Consider the following 25,174-nt stretch of genomic DNA (forward strand, 5'->3'; position numbering starts at 1 on the left):
TACACCGCACTATTGTAGATAACCCCTCAAAAGAATCAATATTTTGCCTTCATTTCATCTGAAGTCAAAAACTGACCTTGAGCCCCCATCAAATCCCGATAATAGACTTCAAACATCAATATATTTTGTACGTAACCTCGAGTCTCTTTAAATGGAATCGCTTCAATAAACGCCATTGGCCCCAACTTACCTTTCGTCTCTTTGCGCCAGTTATCGACCCGAAGTGGACCAGCGTTGTAAGCGGCTAATGCAAAAATACGGTTCTTATCGTACCGTTTAAGCAAACTACTAAAGTAATGGCTACCAATCTCGATATTTTTGCTCACATCATAGAGATCGTTCACGCTGGTATACTCTATCTGATATTTCTTAGCGGTATATTTAGCCGTAGAAGGCATGATCTGCATAATACCGCGTGCACCTACTGGTGACTGAGCTTCTGTATCCCATGCACTCTCTTGCCTTGCTAAGGACATCAAGGTCACAGGATCAATACCATTTTTATTGCCGTAAAAGTTAAACCACCATTGATGTGCCAAGGGAAATCGCAATTCGATGTTATTCCAAAGACTGGCTGATATCGAAGCGGTTACGGTTAGGTGATACCAATGTTTATTTGCCGCATAGACCGCCAGCATCTCTTTTTCGTCTTGAGAAACTCTATCTAATAACCAACTCCATTCACTTTTAGCCGCAGTGATCTTGTCCCGATTGATCAACTCTTCAATTCGAGTTAAAGCTTTTTGATATGGGTGAATCAGTTGAGGATCAAACTGCAGATCATGACTAGGATATTGAACCGATTGTCGTAACTCTATCGCTGCAGCGACACTGTAGAAATTGCGATGCCCAATAATGGCTTTTAAGCGTTGATGCCCTTGCTCTGTTTCGCCCGTTTCCAACTCACTACGACCTAACCAGTATTGCCAACAGAACTCTTGCTGTTCATCTTTTGGTAAGAGACTAATCCAGCTTTTCACTCCCGCCCAATCGACTTGACGCAATGCCATTCGAATCCGCATTTTAAGTAAATCAGGGTCACGACTTGCAGCAATCACACTGTCTCGCCATGGAACAAGCTTACGATCATTAGAATCCACCAGTTGCAACGCAATATATTGAGACAACGATTGCACTTGCTGCTCGGTTAAATCAACCGAACTTTTGGTGTCATTCAAAACCGACTTAGCTTTAGCTGGATCGATTCGTGCCAATTTTTCAATAGAAAGTAGCACCTGTGATGGCAAATCTAAGGTAGCAGGATAACGCACCGCAACGTAGGTAATCCGTTCGGGATGATGATACAGCTCAAGCATATGCTGACCCCAAAGCCGAATTTTCTCATCTTTGAGTTGTTGATAAAGGTAGCTCATCAAGCTGATGTTACGCCCTTCAAAAGCCAATAACATTCGCTCATAAATCAACTCATCCGTCTTCCCGCCAAGACGCGCCCATTCTCGAAACAAAGGATCACAAGCATCAGAGATGCTTGAACCTTTTAACCAAAGCGACTTAGCACCTTTAAAGGCCTCTTTAAGATCACCAGTTTGCAATTTGGCGTAGTAATACCAACACTGATACTCTTCACCTACTGGTTCTTGCCGCTGAAATTCAACCAATCTTGCCCACTTTTGTTGACTGGCCAGAGCAGTGATATAAGGAGCACCAATCCGCGCCGCAAAGGGATACTCTTGGTGGCTATCAATAAAAGCGCGCACCACAATCGGAGGCTTGCTACCAATATTGATTAGCAACGAGCGATAGTCCAAATATGGAGTTAAGGGGTATTCATCAAGCTGGGAACGAATTTTTTGGTAAACAGCAAGATTATCTTCGTCTAGCCATCGTTGAGCTTTGTCGTATAAATCCCTTTGCTGCTCCAAGGTTTGCGCGGTGACACCAAAACTACTTGCACAAACCGTTAATGCCAGACCATACAGAGTCGCTCCACAAAACCGAATGGCCCGCCAACATCTTGTCATGAAACTAACTTCCTTATCCCACTCATCAGGTTGACTATTTATTACGCAAATTTTGAAGAAAAAAGTAAAGAGTAAGGCTGTAAACTTGCTGTAAATAATAGGACATCACCTACCTTTATAGTGAAAGTCTATATAACAATCGTGATGTCGTTACCAAGCTGTTTTGGATAGGCCCACATTTTGACAACCTCTCACTTGACGCTAGTAACAAATCATTGATGTTTAGTATAGAATGACGGTTTTACTTTGTTAGAAAGATTAGGAACGATCGGCAATGGCTGAATACGTATATACCATGTCTCGGGTGAGCAAAATTGTGCCACCTAAGCGTCAAATACTGAAAGACATCTCGTTGAGCTTTTTCCCTGGGGCTAAGATCGGTGTTTTAGGTCTTAATGGTGCTGGTAAATCCACTCTGCTACGTATCATGGCAGGTGTTGACCAAGACTATGATGGTGAAGCTCGTCCTCAACCAGGCCTCAATGTAGGCTACCTACCTCAAGAACCAAAACTTGATGAAAACAAGACAGTTCGTGAAGTAGTTGAAGAAGCTGTTGCCGATGTTGCAGGGGCACTTAAACGTCTTGATGAAGTGTATGCTGCATATGCTGAAGAAGATGCAGACTTCGATGCACTAGCAAAAGAACAAGGTGAGCTTGAAGCGCTCATTCAAGCAAAAGATGGCCACAACCTAGAGAACGCTTTAGAACGTGCGGCTGACGCACTGCGTCTCCCTGAGTGGGATCAAAAAATCGCTCACCTATCCGGTGGTGAACGTCGTCGTGTGGCTATCTGTCGTTTACTTCTTGAACGCCCAGATATGCTGCTTCTCGATGAACCAACCAACCACCTTGATGCAGAATCAGTTGCATGGCTAGAACATTTCCTTGTTGATTATTCAGGTACTGTTGTGGCGATTACCCACGACCGTTATTTCTTGGATAACGCAGCAGGTTGGATTCTAGAGCTTGACCGTGGTGAAGGTATTCCATGGCAAGGTAACTACAGCTCATGGCTTGAACAAAAAGATGCGCGTCTAAAACACGAAGCAGCTCAAGAGAAAGCTCGTCAAAAAACCATTGAGAAAGAGCTGGAATGGGTTCGTCAAAACCCTAAAGGTCGCCAAGCGAAATCAAAAGCACGTATGGCACGTTTTGAAGAGCTGCAAAATACTGATCATCAAAAACGTAACGAGACCAACGAACTGTTTATTCCGCCAGGTGAACGCCTAGGTGACAAAGTGTTGGAAGTGAAGAATCTGACCAAGTCTTTTGATGGTCGAGTGCTAATTGACAACCTATCGTTCAACATGCCTAAAGGTGCAATCGTCGGTATCATCGGTGCCAACGGTGCAGGTAAATCAACACTATTCAAGATGTTGAGCGGCGTTGAGCAGCCTGATTCTGGCACCATCGAAATGGGCGACACCGTGAAATTGGCGTCTGTGGAACAGTTCCGCGATAGCATGAATCCGAAAAATACCGTATTCCAAGAGATCTCTGAAGGTAACGATATTATTCGCATCAATAACTTCGAAGTACCTGCTCGTGCTTACTGTTCACGCTTTAACTTCAAGGGTGTCGATCAGCAAAAAGTGATTGGTGAGCTTTCTGGTGGTGAACGTAACCGTGTTCATTTAGCTAAGCTGCTTAAAGCTGGCGGTAACGTACTCTTACTCGACGAACCAACCAACGACCTTGACGTAGAAACTTTACGTGCGTTGGAAGAGGCTCTATTGGAATTCCCAGGCTGTGCCATGGTGATTTCGCACGACCGTTGGTTCCTAGACCGTATCGCTACGCACATCATCGATTATCGCGATGAAGGTCAAGTTAACTTCTATGAAGGTAACTACACCGAATATATGGAATGGTTAAAAGCAACGCTTGGTGCACAAGCTGCTGAACCACACCGTATCAAGTACAAACGTATCGCTAAATAATCGCTATAAGATGCATTAAGAGGTCACTCATCGTGGCCTCTTTTTTTGCCCTATCCCGCATTTTTATATCTACATCTCTATTATTTAAGACAATCTGCTATGCTTACCAGCGTAATCCATTTCTCTTTTATGGACCTAAATACAATGGAAAGACGGCGGTTTTTACGAGTCATTTATCAAGCTCCTGCGAGCTTAACGCAATGCGATATCAGCTTTAATGCAATGGTGAAGGACATATCCCTTCACGGACTACTCGTTTCCTGTGAAACACCGCAAGCACTATTGTCGGACAAACCCATCGAGGTCAATATTCCTTTATCCGGTAGTGATGTCTCTATCCAATTAACCGCTCAAATAGTAGATTTACGCAGTAACCTTCTCCGGCTACAAGTGGATCATATCGATCTAGAGAGCCTAGGCCATCTCAAACGCCTCGTTGAACTCAATATGGGGAATGATGAATTACTGCATCGCGATCTAGACCATTTGATGGATCAGCATGACATTTGATGCCCATCGCTTCTCAAGCCCAACTTAATCCCATAAAAAAACGCTGCACAAAAGCAGCGTTTTTTTATTAAAGCATCATCAGTTAGCCGCGATGAATCGCATCATGTGCTTGTTTTAGCAGGTTTTGGCTCTCTTTCATAAACTGCTGAGAGTAATCGCCAAACCATTCGCTAACTTGATTGAAATTATCAATAAAGCCTTGCTTATCCTGACGTTTGATCAATTCAACTGACTCAGAGAAACTTTGGTAGAAGCGATCAATCATGTCGATATTTTCTTGAGAAGAAAGAATGATGTCACCGTACAAGTTAGGATCTTGAGCAAATAGTCGACCGACCATAGCGATCTCCAAACGGTAAATCGGCGAACTCAACTTCAGGAGTTGTTCAATGTTCGGTTTTACTTTGGATAGATGCACACCGTAAGCAAACGTCGTAAAGTGACGCAGCGCCTGAATCATCGTCATACCATGATCATGATCTTCTGCTGGCATATGGCACACACTGGCACCCCAGATACCAAACTGTTGTAACAACCATTGGTAAGACTCTTCGCCACGGCCATTACAGCAAACAATGACTTGCTTAGCCAAGCTAGGAACATCAGGACCAAACATCGGGTGTAAACCCACAACTGGACCTTTGTGCGCGTTTAGCATCGCAGCCAAAGGCTTTGACTTAATTGACGTGAAATCAGCAAGGATACAGTCTTCTGGTAATTGATTGAGTTTAGCAATGACATCCAACGTTAAATGAATCGGCACAGTGACAATCACTAATCCTGCGTTTTTCAACACTTCATCAGCATTATCCCAGTCGTTTTTACCAATTACATTTACTTGATAGCCTGATAAACGGAACATACGGCCAAACAAAGAACCGAGTTGACCATTACCACCAATCAACACCACTGAACGCAGATCTGGATTTAAGCATTTAAAGCCTGAATCCTTTTCACTGGCATAAGACTCACGCATCGTACGACGCAGTATGTCTTCAATCAGTTGCGGAGGTACACCTTGCTTTTCAGCTTCTGCGCGGCGAGAAGCTAACATGGCTGCTTCACGATCAGGTGCATAGATGGGTAAACCGTGCTTACTTTTGACTTGTCCGACTTGCTCAACTAAAGCAAGACGACGTGCCAATAACGCAACCATTTGTTGGTCGACCGCATCGATTTGATCTCTTAATGCACTTAATTCTACAGCCATGTTCTCTTTCCTTAATTATTCTTCAATCGTTCTGTCAAAAACGGAGTTAATTCACTATGCGCACGACGTAGCAAGGTCTCAGTCGTATCCCAACCAATGCATGCGTCGGTAATAGAAACCCCGTATTTCATTTCAGACAGAGGCAAGTCAGCCGATTGACTTCCTTCATTAATATGACTTTCTATCATAAGACCGATGATAGAGGTATTCCCTTGACGAATTTGCTTAATCACGTCGTTCGCCACCAAAGGTTGACGACGGTAGTCTTTGCGTGAGTTCGCATGACTGCAGTCGACCATTAATGAAGGTTCAAGATGAGCATTTTTCATCTCTTCTTCACACTCAGCCACAGAAACTGAATCGTAGTTAGTCTGCTTGCCACCACGTAAAATGACATGACCATTCTGGTTGCCTTGTGTTGTCAGCAGTGCAACTTGACCTTCACGGCTAATCCCCATAAAACGGTGACTTGAAGAAGCCGCTTTCATCGCATTAATTGCTGTCGATAAGCTGCCATCAGTACCATTTTTAAAACCAATTGGCGAAGACAAACCACTGGCCATTTCACGGTGCGTTTGCGACTCAGTCGTACGAGCGCCAATCGCCGCCCAACTAAAGGTGTCAGATAAATATTGAGGACTGATTGGATCCAGTGCTTCTGTTGCTAAAGGAATTTCCATCTCAGAAAGTTCCACCAACAAACGACGACCGATGTGTAACCCCTGCTCAATATCAAACGTACCATCTAAACGAGGGTCGTTGATCAAGCCTTTCCAACCTACCGTAGTACGAGGCTTTTCAAAGTAAACGCGCATAACCAGATAGATTTGGTCTTTTAATTCTTCAGAAAGTGCTTTCAGGCGACGAGCATAATCTTTAGCAGCTTCGATATCATGAATGGAGCATGGACCACATACCACCAGCAAACGATGATCACGTTTGTGAATAATATTAGCGATCGTTTCGCGTGACTCGCGAATAAAACGACGCGCTTTATCACTCAGTGGCAGTTTTGCTTTGAGCACATCTGGGGTGATCAGTATCTCTTCATCAACGATATGAATATCGCTTAAATCACTTTTTTTCATCTCGACACCTGTATATATATCTTTACACTTTGTATTAAACATCAGTTCCTCAAACCCAATAGGCAACAAATTAACAGTCTTTTGAAACATTGCAAGTGTAAATTTAAAAAAACATATAATGTAAATAATTATATACGGTCCAAATACTCTCACAGAATGACAAAAATCTGGTGAGAGTGATGTTTTCTCTTCCTTGAGTTATTTAAAATAGGCACTCGTATTGATTAGGAATCTTGGACTCATATGGAGTTAATACTCTCTTTAATGCAGCAAATGTGCGTCTATCTAGTATTAGCGTACATGTTGAGCAAAACTCCTATTTTCTTGCCGTTACTGAATATTTCTTATCGTCCCGGCCATAGAATATGCCTATATATCCTGTTCTCCCTCTTTTGTATCACTGGAACCTACTTCGGTCTACAGATCGATGACGCTATCGTAAATACTCGTGCGATTGGTGCCATAATGGCAGGCTTGTTCGGTGGGCCTATTCTGGGTTCTGCGGTCGGTTTTACTGGGGGAATACACCGTTATTTCATGGGCGGCTTTACCGATGTGGCTTGTGCGGTTTCAACTACAGTCGAAGGATTAATTGGTGGCTTACTGCACGCCTACCTAATTTATCGTGGTAAACCCAAGCAACTCTTTAGTCCTATGATTGTCTTTTCAATTACGCTCGTTGCTGAAATCATTCAAATGGCGCTCATTTTGGCCATCGCCGATCCATTTGATGAAGCATTTCATCTAGTCAAGAAAATCGCTGCCCCGATGATCATAACCAACTCGTTTGGTGCGGCGCTCTTTATGAGCATCCTCGTTGACCGCAAAACCATTTTTGAAGAGTATTCTGCTGCGTTTTCTCGCCGCGCTCTGAACGTGGCTGAACGCTCGGTGGGCATTCTTTCTGAGGGATTTACCCCAGAAAATGCCAAGAAGATTGCCCGCATTGTTTATGAGCAGACGAACGTCGGGGCTGTGGCCATTACCGACACCGAACAAATTCTTGCGTTTATTGGCATTGGTGATGATCACCATATTCCTGGACGACCTATCTCCTCAACCAGTACGTTAGACTCCATCCGCTCCAATCGGATTATTTACCTTGATGGGAAAGACCACCCTTATCAATGTTCGATTCATGAGGACTGTAAGCTAGGTTCGGCACTGATCATCCCTCTGCGTGCTGGCGATCGAGTGATTGGTACCATCAAGATGTACGAACCTCGCCGCAAGTTGTTTTCCACCATCAATATGTCGATGGCGCAAGGGATCGCTCAACTGCTCTCTAGTCAAATTCTGTATGGTGAATATCAACAAAAACAAATGCTGCTGTCTCGCGCGGAAATAAAACTGCTCCAAGCGCAAATCAACCCGCATTTTTTGTTTAATGCGCTCAACACCATTAGTGCGGTCATTCGCCGCCATCCTGATACCGCAAGAGAGCTGATCCTTAATCTTTCCCAATTCTTTCGCAGTAACCTAAAACAGAATGTCGAATCAGTGACCTTAAGAGAAGAATTGGCTCACGTGAATGCCTATCTTTCTATTGAAAAGGCACGTTTTTCCGATCGACTTGATGTTGAGATATCAATATCTCCGACACTACTCGACAAGAAAATCCCCACATTCACTCTACAGCCATTAGTGGAAAATGCCGTGAAGCATGGCATCTCTAACTTGCTCGAAAATGGACGTATCCGAATTTACAGTGAAACCCATTTGTCTGGTGACAAAATCGTCGTTGAAGATAATGCGGGGGCTTACCAAACAAAAGCGTCAGATGAAAGAGAAGATCACTGCGGATTGGGCATGGAGATTGTTGATAAACGCTTGACCAATAAGTTTGGGCATATCGCGAAATTACAAACCGATGTAAAATCAGGATATTACACAAGAATGAGTTTTATCATCCCCTTTTTAGGAAGCGAGTAACATGAGCCAGAAATTGACGGCACTGGTCATAGACGATGAAAAATTTGCGCGTGAAGAGCTGATCGATCTATTGAGTGAAAGCGACGACATTCAAGTGTTAGATGAAGCAAACAATGCCATCGATGGTTTAAAGAAGATCCACCAGCTCAAGCCTGATGTGATCTTTCTAGATATTCAGATGCCTCTGGTGACTGGTATCGAATTGATTGGCATGCTCGATCCCGACAATATGCCCCACGTTGTTTTCGTCACCGCGTATGATCAATATGCGATTCAAGCTTTTGAAGATAACGCCTTTGATTACCTACTCAAACCCATTGATACCCAGCGACTGCAAAAAACACTGCAAAGATTAAAACGTACCCAACAAGAAAAAGGTTCTTATCAGGTGCTCTCGCCCAATCAGTTGGAACAGATTCCCTGCGCAGGGCATAACCGCATTATGCTGATTCCAACCGATAACGTCGAATTTGCTTGTATTGAAGTCAGTGGCGTTCAGATTCAAACAGCAGAGCGTAAGATGACCACGCAACTAACGCTCAAAATATTGGAAGAGAAAACGCCACTGTTACGCTGCCATCGCCAATATTTGATTCACCTAAAAGCCATTCGGGAAATCAAGCTGATTGACAACGGACTGGCAGAAATCACCACTGTGAGTGGTCACCAAATTCCTGTCAGCCGTCGCTACTTAAAAGAGCTCAAAGAACGTCTGGGTTTCTGTTGATGACGTCTTAAGCCAGCAATGAATCACGAATTTTTAGTGCAGTGTTGTGAGCCGTTTTCCACTCATGACTCGTTATCAAATCGCTGTATCGGATAGTTTTTTTCTTTAACAGAGATAACGCATTCGGCACGTCGATAATCGGTAGGTTATCCAAGACTTCGATCGCGGCAGCACGTTGATTGCACATCAATATCATATCGCAGCCGCCGTCTAATGCTTGTTGAGAGCGCTCAGCAGGCCCTCCCATAATTGCCGCACCTTCCATGCTTAAATCATCGGAAAAGATAATGCCGTTAAACCCTAGCTCACGACGTAATACCTGTTTCAACCAATAGTGGGAACCACTGGCTGGAGAAGCATCGTAACTTGGATAAATGACATGGGCAGGCATCATGGCATCCAAAATACCTTGATTGATCTGATGACGAAAAATTTCCAGATCTTGGCTAATGTCATCACGATGATCATACGGTGTTTCTAAATGGGAATCGGCGATTACCCCACCATGCCCTGGAAAATGTTTGCCAGTGGTTGCCATACCAACACTTTTCATCCCACGCATAAAGGCTGAGCTGTACTCAATGATGGTATTCACTTTATCGCCAAACGCCCTGTTACCAATCGCTTTACAGTCATAGCCTTTGTCTAATACCGGGGCAAAACTTAAGTCCACATCATGAGCAATCAACTCTGCTGCCATGAGCCAACCGCATTGTTCAGCAAAACGAGCGCCTTCGTCGAATTGTTGGTACGCCTGCGCCGGCGGTAACAACGAAAATCCCTCTTTGAAGCGCTGAACTCGTCCCCCTTCTTGATCAACACCAATCAAAATAGGCCGTTTTGCTGCTTGGCGAATGCTCGCATTCAACGCAATAAGCTGCTCATTATCATGATAGTTGCGTGCAAAAAGAATCACGCCACCCACGGTCGGGTGAGCCAAAATTTCACGCTCTTCTGCGTCCAATTCATAACTTGCAACGTCTAACCATAACGGACCCATGTTGTCTCCTTGGTTCTTAGGCAAAAGTTGAGGAAAAAGGTGATCTGGAAAATTTGTCACATTGCAGGAGGTTATTCAGTTTAAATTTCAATTACAATGCCTTTGTGGTGATATCACAGAGGGATGACAGAAGATATGCAGAAAGAACTTTATATTGGCATTATGTCCGGTACCAGTTTAGATGGGGTTGATACCGTATTGGTTGCCATCAATGAAGGAAAAATTGAGCGAGTGGCGAGTGATTGCTTTGCCATTCCAGCATCGCTACGTGAAGCCATCTTAGCCATCAACTTAAATCAGCCCACGACAATTGCTCAAATTGGAGCCATTGATCATCAACTCGGTAAACTTTATGCACAATCGGTGCAAGCTTTACTGGCTCAATCAGGTCATTTAGCCCAAGAGATCACTGCAATAGGTTGTCACGGACAAACAGTTTTTCATCAGCCCGTTGGCGAAGAGCGTTTTACGATTCAATTGGGTGATGCCAACCTTATCGCTGCACAAACCAACATTACCACCATCGCAGACTTTCGCCGTAAAGACATGGCCTTAGGCGGTCAAGGAGCGCCACTCGTCCCAGCGTTTCATCAAGCCATCTTTGGTCTAAAAGAGTCCACTGTGGTCATTCTTAATATCGGCGGTATTGCCAATATCTCCGTATTGAACTCCGATGGGACTGTTCTCGGCTATGATACTGGTCCTGGTAATATGTTGATGGACGCTTGGTGTTATCAGCATCAAGGTAAGTTGTATGACAAAAACGCCGCTTGGGCGAAACAAGGGCAAGTTCATCCCGAGTTACTAACCGAGCTGCTCTCTGATCCCTATTTTGCCTTGTCAGCTCCCAAAAGTACTGGGAGAGAATATTTTCATTTAGATTGGCTTACTCAGCACTCGATGCTTAACGATATCAGCGCCGTCGATGTTCAACGAACCTTGTGTGAACTCACCGCACGAAGCATTAGCGATCAAGTTAGGCGGTTTAGTCAAGGCACCCAACCGGCGCTCTATGTTTGCGGTGGCGGCGCGCGCAATCCATTGCTGATGCAACGCCTTGCCAAGCACCTTCCTAACTGGTCAGTATCAACGACATCTGACCAAGGCGTAGACAGTGATGATATGGAAGCTATCGCCTTTGCATGGCTAGCCTATCGTCGATTCCACGCTCTTCCTAGCAATCTGCCCTCGGTGACAGGCGCTTGTCGCCCAGCCTCTTTGGGCGTAATTTATTACCCAGATTAAGATCACCCAAGGATATTTATGACAAACGATGCCCTGCTAACCGCACTGTCCCATCTAGTATCAGAAACCCGAAATCCTGACACGATGGATATCGACTTGCTCAGTTCGCTAGATATCGTCACCCGCCTCAATCAACAAGATAAGCTGGTTCCGCTCGCTGTGGAAAAAGTACTTCCTGAGGTTGCAAAAGGGGTTGAAGCCATTACGGCAGCTTTTAAACAAGGCGGTCGATTAATTTATCTTGGCGCAGGCACGAGTGGACGCTTGGGCGTTTTAGATGCCGTGGAATGTCCGCCTACCTTTAGCGTCAGCGATAGCATGGTCATTGGTTTGATTGCTGGCGGCAAAGAGGCGATGTTTAAAGCCCAAGAAGGGGCAGAAGACTCACTCTCTCTTGGCGAACAAGAACTCAAGAATATCGAATTCAATCAGCATGATATTTTGGTGGGCATCGCTGCGAGTGGCCGTACGCCTTATGTGATTGGCGCCATTGATTATGCAAATCGCGTCGGAGCAACCACTATCGCTATCTCATGCAATCCTAATTCTCCGATTGCCGATATTGCGACTATTGCCATTTCACCAGTGGTAGGCCCCGAAGCATTAACCGGTTCTACACGGCTAAAATCAGGCACAGCTCAGAAGCTGATTTTGAATATGTTAACTACCGCAAGTATGATTCGCTTGGGCAAGAGTTATCAGAACTTGATGGTGGATGTGAAAGCGACCAACAAGAAGTTAGTTGCGCGCGCAGTGCGAATCGTAATGCAAGCGACTGACTGCGATCGTAGTCAAGCTGAGGCACTCCTCGCCCAAAGTGACAATAACGCCAAAGCGGCTATTTTGATGCATTTCACGGGTATGAGTTATGAACAAGCCAAAGAGAAGCTCAATGACTCAGACGGTTTTCTTCGCCGAGCCATTGAACCTTAATGGTTAGCGCCTTAATAGTTAAAGCCTTAATAGTTAGAGCCTTAATACCAAGTCAGCTTAAACGTTACTCTGGTTGCGTTGTTGATTTTTTCCCAGTCATCAACGCAACAACTGTATCTCCCGTTTGTGGATCAAAAGCAGCTAAGTCATAACACATTTTGACTCTGCCTTTACTGTTAACCAAAAATAGCGGTAATACGTAGCGATCTTTATGCTCTTGCAGATAATTCGCATAAGTAAATTCATCACTAAGCTTAGTGTGTTTAATTTCTGCACCTTGGTTGATTAAACTCGCGAGCTTTTTATAACTCACATCGCCACCTAAGAATGGCAGACCATGATATTCCTGAGCCACATTGTGCTTATCATTTGGATCGGCATTGACCTTGTCATGCAAACAAAAGACTCGCTGCTCACCAAAGTCTTGCATTAATTGCATACACGCCATCGCGTTGAAATGCTTATCCGATGTCACCGCAACAACGTGCCCAATACCAATTAGATTAAGGTAATTGTCGGCATGGCTAGAGATGGGGTTACCGTAATAATGCTCCAGTCCCATCATGCGAGCTTGGCGAATGTAATCCCAGTTGGAATCCGTCACAACCACTCGACAATCGTACTTATTAATCGCCTGCGCTAAAGTTCGTGCCACATCGTTAGCCCCAATAATCAGGAACCCTTTTGGTGCGGGTTCAGCAACCCCAAGTTTTAATGCCAGTGGACGAGCAGAAGCACTTTGTAACACCACAGTCCCTATGATGACCATGAAGGTTAACGGCACCAACATCTTCGCGCCTGGGACACCAAGCTCAACTAACTTAATCGCAAAAAGAGATGAGATAGACGCAGCAACAATGCCTCGAGGAGCAACCCAAGAGAGAAAGACTTTATCTTTAAAGGTCAATTTGCTTTTTAACGTCGTTAGGAAAATCGCGACCGGTCGAGAGATTAACTGCATAAACACAAACAGACCTAACGCACCCCAGTTAAAAATCAAGAAATCTTCAGGGTCAATACGCGCAGCCAGTAGGATAAAGAGGCCAGTGATGAGTAAAACGGTAAGGTGCTCTTTAAAATGCAAAATATGACGAATATTGACGTCTTTCGCGTTAGCAAGCCACATCCCCATGACGGTTACCGTCAACAACCCCGATTCCGACTCTAAATAGTTAGAGACAGAGAAAACGCCAAGGACGATACTCAGCACGGCAAATGGTTGTAGATATTCGGGAAGTAAACGTCGTCTTAACACTGCCGCAACAAAAGCACCGGAAACCGCACCGATGATGAGTCCGACCACCAGTATCATGGCGAGAACTTTTAAACTATGGGCTTCGCTACTTGAGACTAAAAACTCATACACCATCACGACGAACAGCGCACCGAGCGGATCAATAAGAATCCCTTCCCAACGCAAAATATTGGACAGGCGACTATTAGGTCGAACCGTGCGTAACAGAGGCACAATAACCGTAGGGCCTGTCACCACGGTTAAGCTCCCAAACAAAAACGCGATAGTCCAATCAAGACCAATCAAGTAATGGGTAGCAGTACTGGTTAACACCCAAGAGATCAGGGCCCCAACCGTCACGATTAACCATACCGTATGGCCAACCCCCCGAATTTCTTTGAAGTTGAGCGTTAAACTCCCTTCAAACAAAATCACCGCCACCGCCAGTGAAATAAGCGGAAATAAAAGGTCGCCAAGCAACTCTTGTGGATTTAAAACGCCAGCAACCGGACCAACGATGATGCCTGCGAGTAATAAAAATAAGATAGCCGGCAGACGCAGTCGCCATGCTAACCACTGGCAAGCCAAGCCGACAACACCAATCCCAGCCACCGATAATGCGATACCTTCTCCGTGCATCATGACTCCTTAAGAAACGTAGGTAACTTATTGATTATAGTCGCGCCAGCCGCGCTGCCATTCCATTCTGAATTTTTGTCCATTTTTCATATGATCACATACGCCTTCGTACATCTGACCACTAAGGCCAATTTGGTATGCAGCGTTAGGATTACAGTACACCGCAACCCCTTGTGAGTATCCGCGATCATAATCAGATTGACCGCCCGCACCCAAACTAGTCAACTGCTGATAAGAGCGTTCTTCGCGACCACGAATACCATCTTGATAGCCCATACTGTAAGCATCAGTTTGTGTGGTAACGCCCGCATCATTAGCCGCACAGCCTGCCAGTACTAATGCGATTAGGCAAAATACGTTTTTCATTGAAATCCTTAATACGATTGATAAAACCGCTCATCATTATGCACATAAGCATTGTAGCGCCTAAGTGTATCGCGTAAACCGTTAAGAAACTGTAAAAACCACTCACGGTGTTTAAAAACCACTTAAATAGCTATTCGACCACTCAGCCTAAAACCACGTGCTTCTGCTTATTTACACTTCTAAAATCAGCACAATTATTAATGTAATAACGAACAAAAGGATCCTACCCTATGTTGTGGTTTCTTACCTGCGTAGCTGCGCTACTCGCTGGATACTTTATATACGGTGCGTTCGTAGAGAAAGTATTTGGTATTAATGAACATCGCAAAACCCCTGCTCATACTATGGCCGATGGTGTCGACTACGTGCCGATGTCAACGCCAAAAGTGTACTTAGTACAACTACTCAACATTGCTGGTGTAGGTCCAATTTTTGGCCCAATCATGGGCGCTCTATATGGCCCAGCCGCAATGTTATGGATTGTTATCGGTTGTATTTTTGCTGGTGCAGTTCACGACTACTTCTCTGGTATGCTTTCTATCCGTAATAACGGAGCCTCTGTTCCAGCTATCACAGGCAAATACTTAGGTAATGGCGCAAAACACTTTATGAACATTTTTGCCATTGTCCTACTGCTTTTAGTTGGTGTGGTATTCGTTTCTGCTCCAGCAGGCATGATCACTAACTTGATCAATGAACAAACCAGTATGCATGTCAGCATGACTTTCATGGTGGTGATCATATTCGCTTACTACATTTTGGCGACCATTGTTCCTGTCGATAAAATCATCGGCCGCTTCTACCCTCTGTTTGGTGCCCTACTGATTTTCATGTCAGTTGGTCTGATTACTGCGATGGCGTTCTCAAGTGAACATCATGTACTAAGTAACTTCAAAGTCACCGACATGTTCTACAACCTCAATCCAAACGATATGCCATTATGGCCAGCGCTGTTTATCACCATTGCTTGTGGTGCTATTTCAGGCTTCCATGCAACTCAGTCACCTCTAATGGCTCGTTGTATGGAAAACGAAAAGAACGGTCGCTTTGTCTTCTATGGAGCAATGATTGGTGAAGGCATCATCGCGCTAATCTGGTGTGCAGTAGCGCTGTCATTCTTCGGCTCTCTAGATGCATTAACTGACGCCGTTAACCACGGTGGTCCTGGTAATGTGGTGTATACCGCATCCTTTGGTCTACTGGGTGTCTTTGGTGGCGTGATTGCCTTCCTAGGCGTTGTTATTCTACCAATCACTTCAGGTGACACAGCATTCCGCTCAAGCCGCCTAATTTTGGCTGAATACTTCAACATGGAGCAAAAATCACTGCGCAATCGCCTGCTGATGGCAGTGCCACTGTTCGTTATCGGTGCAGCTCTAACTCAAGTTGACTTTGGCATCATCTGGCGTTACTTCGGTTTTGCTAACCAAGCAACCGCAGTAATGATGTTGTGGACAGCATCAGCTTACCTACTACGTCACAATAAACTGCACTGGATCAGTACAATTCCAGCCGTGTTTATGACTGCCGTTTGTATCACTTTCATCCTAAACAACAGCACATTAGGCTTTGGTATGCCGATGCAAATCTCAACACTTATCGGCAGCGGCTTATCTTTAGTTGCGATGATTGTTGTGATGGTGAAATCCAAAGGGAAAGGCGAAATGAATTCAACAGAACAGGATTCTAATCTGCCAACCGCTTAATTATCTAAGCACCCAAATTTAAGACATCAAAAAAGGCTCCTCGGAGCCTTTTTTCATTTCATTGAAGTCATCTGTCAAAGCAAATACCGATTAATCTACTTGCTTAATTTGCAGTTCTTTAGGCACTTCAAAGAACATATTCTCTTCACGGCCTAACACTTCTTCAACGTAGTCTTCTGCACCCAACTCTTTAATGCGATCGAGAATTTGATTCACCAACTCTTCAGGAGCCGATGCACCAGCCGTTACCCCAACCAGTTTAGCGCCAACAAACCACTCAGGTTGAATATCTTCGGCACTATCCGTCAGGTAGCCTGGCGTACCCAATTTCTCTGCTAGCTCTTTTAAACGCGTCGAGTTAGACGAATTTTTAGAGCCAACCACAATCATTACATCCACCTGAGAAGACAAAGCACGAACAGCGTCTTGACGGTTTTGAGTGGCATAACAGATGTCGTCTTTACGCGGGCCTTGAATTGCTGGAAAAACTTCGCGTAGGCGATCGATGACATCCGCTGTTTCATCCACAGAAAGCGTCGTTTGACTAACGTAATGTAGATTGTCACCACTTTTAACTTTGGCTTGCAACGCATCTACATCGGCAGGATTCTCAACCAAATACATTCCACCTTCACTGCTGGTGTATTGGCCCATCGTACCTTCAACTTCTGGGTGACCAGCATGACCAATCAGCACCACTTCCATATGCTTGCGACTGGCACGAGCAACTTCCATATGGACCTTAGTGACCAAAGGACAAGTGGCATCAAAAACAGTCAAAGAACGCTGTGCCGCTTCTTGACGTACCGCTTGAGATACACCGTGAGCAGAAAAGATCACAATATTGTCATCAGGAACTTCCGCTAGCTCTTCAACAAAAATAGCACCACGCTGTTTTAGCCCTTCAACGACAAAGCGGTTATGAACCACCTCATGACGCACATAAATAGGCGGTTGATAGATTTCTAATGCTCGTTCAACAATGCTGATGGCACGATCGACGCCAGCACAAAAGCCACGCGGGTTTGCTAACAGTATTTTCATTTTTTTGCTCATGAAATGTATTTATGACCGGTATTCTACGGTAAGTTACGCGACAGACAAAATTTCCACATCGAAAATCACATCTTGTCCGGCGAGTGGGTGATTAAAATCCACAGTGACAGAATCACCGGCTATTGAGGTAATAATGCCGGGAATTTCTGAACCATCTGGAGCACTAAACGCCATAATGGTGCCGACTTCAACTTCAGCGTCTCCAACAAACTTACTTCGATCCATATATTGGATGTTGTCAGGATTAGGTAGACCAAAAGCATCTTTTGCGGCTAATTCAATAGCACGTTTATCACCAGCCACCAATCCCAGCAGATGCTGCTCAAAATTCTCACTGATATTACCGTCACCGATAACAAACTGAGCTGGCTTACCTAAGTTGAATGTACTATCTGCAATTGAACCGTCTTTCAATTTAATAGTGAAATGTAGAGTAACGACGGAGTGCTCTTTTATTGTTGTCACGTGCCTATCCCTGCGTTATGCGGTGATTTTCCGCTGTTATGAATATTATGACGCTAAAGAAAAAGGAATTTCCGTTCTTCTTCTAACAAAAAGCGCCATCCGAATCAACGGACAGCGCTTAGGGTTATTCAGATTTTAGCAAGCCAATGGCAAGATTAAGCCTCTGCTTTTTTAGTGCGAAAGCCCTCTAATAAGATCATTACCGCACCGATACAGATTGCACTATCTGCTAGATTAAAGGCTGGCCAGTGGTAATTACCCCAAAACACATCAAGATAATCCACCACGAAACCATGAACAACGCGGTCAAACACGTTCCCCACAGCACCACCAATAATTAATGCATAAGCGATATTGCCCCATTTTTCACTCGCGCTCGAACGACGCATTGAAACCACAAGGAACATCACCACAGCAAAAGCAATTGCCGTAAATAGCCATCGTTGCCAACCGGCTTGGTCACTGAGGAAGCTAAATGCAGCACCAAAGTTATGAACGTACACCAGATTAAAGAAAGGCAGAACCTCAATACGATTCTCCCAACCAAATCCAATGGTGTTCATTACTACGAGCTTAATTGCAATATCGACAATGAATACGAGTAACGCTAGCCCTAGCCAGCGCACTCCCGATTGTTTTAACGTAATAGCTTGTTTTGTCATGAATACCGTCTTTCGTTAAGCGTACTTACGTACTTCACCATCACCGTCAACGTTTGACACACAACGACCACAAATAGTTTCATGACCTTTGATAGTGCCTACATCATGAGTATGGTGCCAGCAACGCTCACATTTTTCTGCTTCAGTTTTGCTTACTTGAACGAACAGACCTTTGATCTCAGTTTCATGAGCTTGTTCAGTCTTCTCAGCAAGTGGTTTAACTGTTGCAGCTGAAGTCAGAAGTACAAAACGCAATTCGTCTTCAAGCTTGTTCAGATTCGCAGCAATAGCGTCATCAGCAAACAAAGTCACTTCAGCTTGTAGAGAACCACCAATCACTTTTTCGGTACGTGCATTTTCTAGCAGTTTATTCACTGCATCACGAACGTGTTGGATGTTGTCCCAGAACTCATTGTTGAGCTCTTCGCCTTCAGCCAAACCGAATAGACCATCGAACCACTCTTCAGTGAATACGTATTTCGCACGATCTTCACCGTTTGCTTGTTTCACTGGCATTTCATTCCAGATCTCATCAGCAGTGAATGACATGATAGGTGCCATCCAACGAACCAATGCTTCAACGATGAAATACAGCGCAGTTTGACAACTACGTTGTGCATGGCCACCACGTTTCGCGGTGTACTGACGGTCTTTGATCACATCAAGATAGAAAGAACCCATCTCGATTGAACAGAAGTTCATCAGACGTTGCACAACAGTGTGCATGTTGTATTCGTCGTACGCTTTAACGATCTCTTCTTGAGCCGTTAGAGCAACACCGACAGCCCAACGATCCAACGCCACCATCTCTTCAACAGGAACGATATCTGTTGCAGGGTTGAAACCATTTAGGTTGGCTAAGAAGAAACGCGCGGTGTTACGAATACGACGGTACGCATCAGCACTGCGTTTTAGGATTTCATCAGAAACCGCTACTTCACCGGTGTAGTCAGTTGATGCAACCCATAGACGTAGAATGTCAGCACCAAGCTTATTAGTCACATCTTTTGGCGCAACTACGTTACCGATAGATTTTGACATCTTGCGGCCTTGGCCATCGACAACGAAACCATGAGTTAGCACTTCTTTGTAAGGCGCTTTACCCTTGGTCGCAACAGCAGTGATCAATGAAGATTGGAACCAACCACGGTGTTGGTCAGAACCTTCAAGGTACATGTCTGGTTCATTGCCGTTAAACTCTTCACGCGCATCCACAACCGCATAGTGAGTCACACCAGAGTCAAACCATACGTCCAACGTATCCAGTACTTTTTCGTAGTTTGCTGCGTCTGCACCTAGCAATGCTTCAGGTTCAAGATCCCACCATGCTTGAATGCCTTTTTTCTCAACTAGTTGAGCGACTTTTTCAATCAGGTTTAGAGTATCTGGATGAAGTTCTGCTGTTTCTTTGTGTACAAACAGAGCAATTGGCACACCCCAAGTACGTTGACGAGAGATACACCATTCAGGGCGACCTTCCACCATACCTTCGATACGGCTTTGACCCCAATCTGGCATCCATTTAACACCTTTAATTGCGCTAAGTGCTTGAGCACGAAGGCCAGCTTGATCCATAGAAACGAACCATTGTGGTGTTGCACGGAAGATAATTGGAGTTTTGTGACGCCAGCAGTGTGGGTAGCTGTGTTCAAACTCGTTGTAATGCAGCAATGCACCTTTTTCTTTCAAAAGCTCAACCACTGCAGGGTTTGCTTTGAATACGTGCTCGCCAGCAAAATATTTAGTGTCTGGAAGGTAAACACCGTTAGAACCAACAGGGTTAGCCACTTCTAGACCGTATTTTTGACCAACCACAAAGTCTTCTTGACCGTGGCCTGGTGCAGTGTGAACCACGCCGGTACCTGAATCAGTTGTTACGTGATCACCAAGGATCGCTGGAACAGAGAATTCAAGGAATGGATGGTTGAATTGCAGCAACTCAAGATCCGCACCTTTGGCATAACCAAGTGTGTGGTAATTTTCGATACCAGCACGAGCCATCACATCTTTTAGCAGCTCTGCTGCAACGATGATGCGTTCAGCTTGTTCACCTTCAATTTGAACCAATACGTACTCTAGATCTTCGCGCATACAAACCGCGCGGTTTGCTGGAAGAGTCCATGGAGTGGTTGTCCAAATAACGATAGAAACGTCACCAGAACCTTGTTCACCATCGAATGTAAATTTGCTTAGTACAGCCGCTTCATCAGTCGCTTTAAAACGTACATCGATTGAAGGAGACTTTTTGTTTTTATACTCAACTTCTGCTTCTGCTAGTGCAGAACCACAGTCAGTACACCAGTGAACTGGTTTAAAGCCTTTCAATAGGTGACCATTGTCAGCGATTTTGCCTAGTGCGCGAATGATGTTCGCTTCAGTAGCAAAATCCATAGTGCGGTATGGTTTATCCCAAGCGCCCAGCACACCTAGACGTTTGAAGCTCTCTTTTTGACCTTCAACTTGTCCAGCAGCGTATTCACGACATTTTTCACGGAATTCAGCAGCAGTCAGTTTTTGACCTGGCTTACCGAATTTCTTTTCCACCATCAGTTCGATTGGTAGACCGTGACAGTCCCAACCTGGTACGTATGGCGCGTCAAAACCAGAAAGTGTTTTGGATTTAATAATAATGTCTTTAAGAATCTTGTTTAGTGCGTGACCAATGTGAATATCACCGTTGGCGTACGGAGGGCCATCGTGTAATACGAAAGATTTTTTGCCTTTCTTAGCTTTACGGATTGCACCGTAAAGATCCTCTTCATACCAACGCTGAAGCATTTCTGGCTCACGATTGGCCAGATTGCCGCGCATCGGAAACCCTGTTTCAGGTAAGTTCAGGGTATCTTTATACTCACTCATCGATTCTTAATTCCGTTAGTTGGGCGAAGTTAGACATTATGTTGAAAGGTAGACGATTCCAATCAACCATTACGCTGACGCAGCCACACCCTTGCTGCCTCAGCATCCAATTCGATTTGTTGTTTCAATGCAGCAAAAGACTCAAATTTCACTTCATTACGCAATTTATGCAAAAGGACAACTTCTAACTGTTTACCGTATAAATTGCCTTGGAAGTTAAATAAGTGTACTTCAAGCTGCTGACGGACACCGTTTACGGTTGGGCGATTACCAATGTTGGCCACCCCACCGATGGTGGTGTCTCCTAAACCTTTTACCTCAACAACGTAGACTCCCGACACCGGAGAAACGGTACGTTTCAACGGAATGTTAGCGGTAGGAAAACCAATCGTTCTTCCTAATTTGCGGCCATGGGAGACACGTCCACTGATACTGTAATGACGACCAAGCATGGTTGCGGCAGAAGCCAAATCGTCATGGGCAAGTGCATCGCGAATTGCAGTGCTACTCACGCGCAAAGCTTCTAGGCAAAAACTCTGCGTATTAACGACTTGAAAACCATATTCTTGGCCTGCTTGCTGCAACATAGCGAAATTGCCTTTTCTTTCGCGCCCGAAGCAGAAGTCATCACCTACGACGAGAAACTTAACACCCAATTGCTTGACCAACAAGTCACGGATGAAGCTTTCTGCTGTCAGTGAGGCAAAGCGATAATTAAAGTTTACGCACAGGAGTCGATCGAGCTCCAATTTGCTCAATTGAACAAACTTGTCTCTCAATCGAGTTAAGCGAGCTGGCGCCCGCTCCTTAGCAAACAATTCCATAGGTTGCGGTTCAAACGTCATCACAACCGAGTCCAATCCTAATTGTTTGGCTCGTTGTGCAACCTGACGTAGCACTTGCTGGTGACCAAGGTGGACACCATCAAAATTCCCTATCGTCAAGACACAACCATGGTGGTGTGGTTTGATATTATGTATACCGCGAACGAATTCCATCAGAACCTGTTTAAAACCTATTTTTCTTGTTGTTTGGGCGTAAAACTGGCGGATTATACCCTAAAAGACATCAATCTGTCGCCGCTTTTAAATCTTTTAAACGGATGCCAAATAAAAGCACTGCAGCGAGATACACCAAGGCTCCCAGACCTATTAGTCCGACTAAGGTCATCGCACGTTGAGTCAAGCCCCAAGTCAACCACACCGACATATCAGCTAAGGCCCAATCCAAGGCGGCTAACATCAAAGCACCAGCAATCATCAAACGTACAATAAAGAAGACCGTTTTACGAGTCACAATATACACGCCTTGCAAATGCAAACCACGATAGAGCAACGCCATATTAATGAAAGCAGAGATCGACGTAGCCACAGCTAACCCGATGTAACCAAAGAAATAAGCAAAAATCGCGTTTAACACCATATTGCTGACCATCGCGACAATACCATAGCGCACTGGCGTTTTGGTATCTTGACGAGAGTAATAGCCCGGAGCTAGGACCTTAATCAACATAAAGTTAAGTAATCCAGAGGCATACGCCAATAATGACAACGAGGCTTGATGTACATCTTCCGGAGAGAAAGAGCCTCGCATAAACAGCACCATAATCATCGGTTTAGCCAGTACCATCAGTCCCAACATCGCTGGAATGCCAAGCAGCGTCACCATACGCACGCCCCAATCCATCGTCTCAGCAAAACCAGAACTTTGCGCATCAACGTGTTTACGCGATAACGCGGGTAGGATAACGGTTGCAATAGCAATACCAAACATACCCAAAGGAAACTCAAGTAAACGGTCAGAATAGTAAAGCCAGCTGATTGAACCCGTTTGCAAGAAACTGGCGATAAAGGTATCGAAGAGCAAGTTAATTTGACTGACCGACACACCAAATAGAGCAGGAATCATTAAGGTGCGAATTTTCACTACACCAGGATCACGCCATCCCCATTTAGGACGAGAAAGTACGCCTGCTTTCAATAAGAAAGGTAACTGAAATAGAAATTGGACCAATCCACCTAAAAAGACACCGATCGCCAAGCCGATTTCAGGCAGTTCCAGATGCGGAGAGAGAAACCATGCGCAACCGATGATCATCACATTTAGGAATACGGGCGTAAAAGAAGAGACCGCAAATTTCCCCATGGTATTGAGGATAGCGCCCGACAAGGCGACAAACGTGATAAACCATAAATAGGGGAAAGTAATTTTTAGCAGAAAGCTGGCTAATTCGAATTTCGCAGCGGCAGGACCACCGTGTAACCAATCGATAAACCAACCGGCACCAAAGACCGCTGTCACAACACCAGAAAAAACAATCCCCAATAAGGTAACCAAAGTGACAATGACACCTAAGGTTCCCGATGCTCGAGCAACTAACTCACGGGTTTTGTTTATATCCCCAGAAGCATGATATTCAGTCAGTACAGGGACAAAGGCTTGCGAGAAAGCCCCTTCTGCAAATAACCGACGTAAAAAGTTAGGAATTTTGTTAGCAAAGAAAAATACATCGGCACTTGCACCGGCCCCCATTAGGTTAGCGACAACAACGTCACGAACTAGGCCAAGTACACGAGAAATCAACGTCATAGCACTTACAATCATGCCTGACTTGAGCAAGCGTTTACTCACGGTTACCTCGAAAAAATACGCTAAAACAACATTATCATCATCCGCAGGTAAAGAATGTCAGTTCCTGATTAGATAAGTATTAGCATTGGAAAAAAAATACTGTTAGAATCCACGCCATCTTAACCGCGAAGCTCTTCTGATTCCAAACTTGTTTGGCTTAGCTGGGTTTTTGCACAAATCATTTGACATTTAAGTGCAAATAAGGGATATTTCCGGCCCTTAAATTGTCACCGAACTAAAGTTTTTGGGAGTTAGACCCTTGGCAAATAATAAATCTGCTAAGAAGCGCGCTATCCAATCTGAAAAACGTCGTCAGCACAATGCTAGCCGCCGTTCAATGATGCGCACTTACATGAAGAAAACTGTTGCTGCAATCGCTGCTGGCGACAAAGAAGCTGCAACTGCTGCATTCGCTGTAGTTACACCTATCCTAGACCGTATGGCGACTAAAGGCCTTATTCACAAGAATAAAGCTGCTCGTCACAAGTCTCGTTTCTCTGCAGCTATCAACGCTCTATAATTAGAACTTTGATAATGTAGTGATAAAAAAAACCGGCTTTGGCCGGTTTTTTTATTGGCTAAAACAGCCAAGGAAAACAAAAAAATATTACTGCATTACTCGGTTACACAAAAAAGGCTATGTAAAGCCTCCATCAGTGACTTCACTTCATTACTGCTCAAAGTGTAATACACGGTTTGCGCTTCCTTGCGGGTTTCTACCAAACCATCTCTTCGTAACCACGCTAGGTGTTGTGAAAGAGCTGACTGGCTAAGTGCCAACTTGCCGCATAACTCACCAACAGACAGTTCTTGATTGTGCAACATGCACAGGATCTGCAAACGCCTTTCGTTGGCCATCGCTTTAAGCAGAACGACTGCTTCAGCGGAATTTTTTTCTATTTCTTGTAGGTTCATGAGTAAAAGAGCCTCATAGGACAACTATTCAAAAACGCAGTTCATTCGGCAAATATTCAACAAAGTGAAGAA

General features: G+C 44.6%; 21 protein-coding genes. 8 read left to right on the plus strand and 13 right to left on the minus strand.

Features of this window, described 5'->3' with window-relative positions; genetic code table 11:
* Positions 1-35: 35 nt before the first annotated feature.
* Positions 36-1,982, minus strand: coding sequence for a transglycosylase SLT domain-containing protein (locus OCV11_RS13640; protein WP_261893494.1), 1,947 nt, complete (start codon positions 1,980-1,982; stop codon positions 36-38).
* A 274-nt stretch (positions 1,983-2,256) separates the two neighbouring features.
* On the opposite strand from OCV11_RS13640, the gene ettA reads away from it, so the two are divergent.
* Positions 2,257-3,924, plus strand: a complete 1,668-nt coding sequence (gene ettA / locus OCV11_RS13645; RefSeq protein WP_261893495.1) for an energy-dependent translational throttle protein EttA — start codon at positions 2,257-2,259, stop codon at positions 3,922-3,924.
* Positions 3,925-4,068: 144 nt separating this feature from the next.
* A complete protein-coding gene (locus OCV11_RS13650) occupies positions 4,069-4,434 on the plus strand; it encodes a PilZ domain-containing protein (protein ID WP_261893496.1) in 366 nt (121 codons plus the stop codon).
* Positions 4,435-4,516: 82 nt separating this feature from the next.
* Here the strand turns inward: OCV11_RS13650 and tyrA are convergent, their stop codons facing one another.
* Together tyrA and OCV11_RS13660 are read right to left on the minus strand one after the other, a co-directional pair.
* Positions 4,517-5,644, minus strand: coding sequence for a bifunctional chorismate mutase/prephenate dehydrogenase (gene tyrA / locus OCV11_RS13655; RefSeq protein ID WP_261893497.1), 1,128 nt, complete (start codon positions 5,642-5,644; stop codon positions 4,517-4,519).
* Between the two features lie 11 nt (positions 5,645-5,655).
* Positions 5,656-6,732 carry a 3-deoxy-7-phosphoheptulonate synthase gene (locus OCV11_RS13660; protein WP_261893498.1) on the minus strand — a complete coding sequence of 359 codons (1,077 nt, stop codon included), beginning with the start codon at positions 6,730-6,732 and terminating at the stop codon, positions 5,656-5,658.
* Positions 6,733-6,975: 243 nt separating this feature from the next.
* Here OCV11_RS13660 and OCV11_RS13665 point away from each other — a divergent pair, with 243 nt between their 5' ends.
* Both OCV11_RS13665 and btsR read left to right on the plus strand, forming a co-directional pair.
* Positions 6,976-8,664, plus strand: a complete 1,689-nt coding sequence (locus tag OCV11_RS13665; protein ID WP_261893499.1) for a sensor histidine kinase — start codon at positions 6,976-6,978, stop codon at positions 8,662-8,664.
* Between the two features lies 1 nt (position 8,665).
* Entirely contained in the window at positions 8,666-9,391 is a 726-nt protein-coding gene (gene btsR, locus OCV11_RS13670) for a two-component system response regulator BtsR (protein WP_261893500.1), read from the plus strand.
* Positions 9,392-9,398: 7 nt separating this feature from the next.
* Here the strand turns inward: btsR and nagZ are convergent, their stop codons facing one another.
* The gene (nagZ, locus tag OCV11_RS13675) at positions 9,399-10,391 is read right to left on the minus strand and encodes a beta-N-acetylhexosaminidase (RefSeq protein WP_261893501.1); all 993 of its coding nucleotides are present in this window, start codon (positions 10,389-10,391) and stop codon (positions 9,399-9,401) included.
* 135 nt (positions 10,392-10,526) lie between these two features.
* On the opposite strand from nagZ, the gene OCV11_RS13680 reads away from it, so the two are divergent.
* Both OCV11_RS13680 and murQ read left to right on the plus strand, forming a co-directional pair.
* Positions 10,527-11,636: an anhydro-N-acetylmuramic acid kinase gene (locus OCV11_RS13680; protein WP_261893502.1), complete on the plus strand. Its 1,110-nt coding sequence runs from the start codon at positions 10,527-10,529 to the stop codon at positions 11,634-11,636.
* An 18-nt stretch (positions 11,637-11,654) separates the two neighbouring features.
* On the plus strand, positions 11,655-12,569 hold the full coding sequence (murQ, locus tag OCV11_RS13685) for an N-acetylmuramic acid 6-phosphate etherase (RefSeq protein ID WP_261893503.1): 915 nt from the start codon (positions 11,655-11,657) through the stop codon (positions 12,567-12,569).
* Between the two features lie 64 nt (positions 12,570-12,633).
* Here the strand turns inward: murQ and OCV11_RS13690 are convergent, their stop codons facing one another.
* Together OCV11_RS13690 and OCV11_RS13695 are read right to left on the minus strand one after the other, a co-directional pair.
* Entirely contained in the window at positions 12,634-14,442 is a 1,809-nt protein-coding gene (locus tag OCV11_RS13690; protein WP_261896305.1) for a cation:proton antiporter, read from the minus strand.
* Positions 14,443-14,469: 27 nt separating this feature from the next.
* Positions 14,470-14,808 (minus strand): DUF2799 domain-containing protein, encoded by a 339-nt coding sequence (locus OCV11_RS13695; protein ID WP_261893504.1) that lies wholly within the window; start codon positions 14,806-14,808, stop codon positions 14,470-14,472.
* 230 nt (positions 14,809-15,038) lie between these two features.
* Between OCV11_RS13695 and OCV11_RS13700 the strand changes: the two genes are divergently transcribed.
* Positions 15,039-16,514 carry a carbon starvation CstA family protein gene (locus tag OCV11_RS13700; protein WP_261893505.1) on the plus strand — a complete coding sequence of 492 codons (1,476 nt, stop codon included), beginning with the start codon at positions 15,039-15,041 and terminating at the stop codon, positions 16,512-16,514.
* Positions 16,515-16,604: 90 nt separating this feature from the next.
* On the opposite strand, the gene ispH is transcribed toward OCV11_RS13700, so the two are convergent.
* From ispH to murJ, 6 genes are all read right to left on the minus strand, one after another.
* On the minus strand, positions 16,605-17,570 hold the full coding sequence (ispH, locus tag OCV11_RS13705) for a 4-hydroxy-3-methylbut-2-enyl diphosphate reductase (protein ID WP_261893506.1): 966 nt from the start codon (positions 17,568-17,570) through the stop codon (positions 16,605-16,607).
* A gap of 33 nt (positions 17,571-17,603) precedes the next feature.
* Positions 17,604-18,035 carry an FKBP-type peptidyl-prolyl cis-trans isomerase gene (fkpB, locus tag OCV11_RS13710; protein ID WP_261893507.1) on the minus strand — a complete coding sequence of 144 codons (432 nt, stop codon included), beginning with the start codon at positions 18,033-18,035 and terminating at the stop codon, positions 17,604-17,606.
* A 155-nt stretch (positions 18,036-18,190) separates the two neighbouring features.
* The gene (gene lspA / locus OCV11_RS13715; RefSeq protein WP_261893508.1) at positions 18,191-18,697 is read right to left on the minus strand and encodes a signal peptidase II; all 507 of its coding nucleotides are present in this window, start codon (positions 18,695-18,697) and stop codon (positions 18,191-18,193) included.
* Between the two features lie 15 nt (positions 18,698-18,712).
* Positions 18,713-21,556 carry an isoleucine--tRNA ligase gene (ileS, locus tag OCV11_RS13720; RefSeq protein WP_261893509.1) on the minus strand — a complete coding sequence of 948 codons (2,844 nt, stop codon included), beginning with the start codon at positions 21,554-21,556 and terminating at the stop codon, positions 18,713-18,715.
* 62 nt (positions 21,557-21,618) lie between these two features.
* Positions 21,619-22,554, minus strand: coding sequence for a bifunctional riboflavin kinase/FAD synthetase (gene ribF / locus OCV11_RS13725; protein WP_261893510.1), 936 nt, complete (start codon positions 22,552-22,554; stop codon positions 21,619-21,621).
* 70 nt (positions 22,555-22,624) lie between these two features.
* Positions 22,625-24,187, minus strand: a complete 1,563-nt coding sequence (gene murJ, locus OCV11_RS13730; protein WP_261893511.1) for a murein biosynthesis integral membrane protein MurJ — start codon at positions 24,185-24,187, stop codon at positions 22,625-22,627.
* A gap of 259 nt (positions 24,188-24,446) precedes the next feature.
* On the opposite strand from murJ, the gene rpsT reads away from it, so the two are divergent.
* Positions 24,447-24,707, plus strand: a complete 261-nt coding sequence (gene rpsT, locus OCV11_RS13735) for a 30S ribosomal protein S20 (RefSeq protein ID WP_261893512.1) — start codon at positions 24,447-24,449, stop codon at positions 24,705-24,707.
* A 95-nt stretch (positions 24,708-24,802) separates the two neighbouring features.
* Here rpsT and OCV11_RS13740 read toward each other — a convergent pair whose 3' ends face one another.
* Positions 24,803-25,102: an ArsR/SmtB family transcription factor gene (locus tag OCV11_RS13740; protein ID WP_261893513.1), complete on the minus strand. Its 300-nt coding sequence runs from the start codon at positions 25,100-25,102 to the stop codon at positions 24,803-24,805.
* Between the last annotated feature and the right edge of the window lie 72 nt (positions 25,103-25,174).

It is taken from the genome of Vibrio porteresiae DSM 19223 (genome assembly GCF_024347055.1).
Lineage (GTDB): Bacteria > Pseudomonadota > Gammaproteobacteria > Enterobacterales > Vibrionaceae > Vibrio > Vibrio porteresiae.

What these genes read in the sequence shown, in the direction of transcription:
- OCV11_RS13640 (WP_261893494.1), bottom strand. Translation starts at nt 1,982, where the DNA reads ATGACAAGATGTTGGCGGGCCATTCGGTTTTGTGGAGCGACTCTGTAT.
- ettA (WP_261893495.1), top strand. Translation starts at nt 2,257, where the DNA reads ATGGCTGAATACGTATATACCATGTCTCGGGTGAGCAAAATTGTGCCA.
- OCV11_RS13650 (WP_261893496.1), top strand. Translation starts at nt 4,069, where the DNA reads ATGGAAAGACGGCGGTTTTTACGAGTCATTTATCAAGCTCCTGCGAGC.
- tyrA (WP_261893497.1), bottom strand. Translation starts at nt 5,644, where the DNA reads ATGGCTGTAGAATTAAGTGCATTAAGAGATCAAATCGATGCGGTCGAC.
- OCV11_RS13660 (WP_261893498.1), bottom strand. Translation starts at nt 6,732, where the DNA reads ATGAAAAAAAGTGATTTAAGCGATATTCATATCGTTGATGAAGAGATA.
- OCV11_RS13665 (WP_261893499.1), top strand. Translation starts at nt 6,976, where the DNA reads ATGGAGTTAATACTCTCTTTAATGCAGCAAATGTGCGTCTATCTAGTA.
- btsR (WP_261893500.1), top strand. Translation starts at nt 8,666, where the DNA reads ATGAGCCAGAAATTGACGGCACTGGTCATAGACGATGAAAAATTTGCG.
- nagZ (WP_261893501.1), bottom strand. Translation starts at nt 10,391, where the DNA reads ATGGGTCCGTTATGGTTAGACGTTGCAAGTTATGAATTGGACGCAGAA.
- OCV11_RS13680 (WP_261893502.1), top strand. Translation starts at nt 10,527, where the DNA reads ATGCAGAAAGAACTTTATATTGGCATTATGTCCGGTACCAGTTTAGAT.
- murQ (WP_261893503.1), top strand. Translation starts at nt 11,655, where the DNA reads ATGACAAACGATGCCCTGCTAACCGCACTGTCCCATCTAGTATCAGAA.
- OCV11_RS13690 (WP_261896305.1), bottom strand. Translation starts at nt 14,442, where the DNA reads ATGCACGGAGAAGGTATCGCATTATCGGTGGCTGGGATTGGTGTTGTC.
- OCV11_RS13695 (WP_261893504.1), bottom strand. Translation starts at nt 14,808, where the DNA reads ATGAAAAACGTATTTTGCCTAATCGCATTAGTACTGGCAGGCTGTGCG.
- OCV11_RS13700 (WP_261893505.1), top strand. Translation starts at nt 15,039, where the DNA reads ATGTTGTGGTTTCTTACCTGCGTAGCTGCGCTACTCGCTGGATACTTT.
- ispH (WP_261893506.1), bottom strand. Translation starts at nt 17,570, where the DNA reads ATGAGCAAAAAAATGAAAATACTGTTAGCAAACCCGCGTGGCTTTTGT.
- lspA (WP_261893508.1), bottom strand. Translation starts at nt 18,697, where the DNA reads ATGACAAAACAAGCTATTACGTTAAAACAATCGGGAGTGCGCTGGCTA.
- ileS (WP_261893509.1), bottom strand. Translation starts at nt 21,556, where the DNA reads ATGAGTGAGTATAAAGATACCCTGAACTTACCTGAAACAGGGTTTCCG.
- ribF (WP_261893510.1), bottom strand. Translation starts at nt 22,554, where the DNA reads ATGGAATTCGTTCGCGGTATACATAATATCAAACCACACCACCATGGT.
- OCV11_RS13740 (WP_261893513.1), bottom strand. Translation starts at nt 25,102, where the DNA reads ATGAACCTACAAGAAATAGAAAAAAATTCCGCTGAAGCAGTCGTTCTG.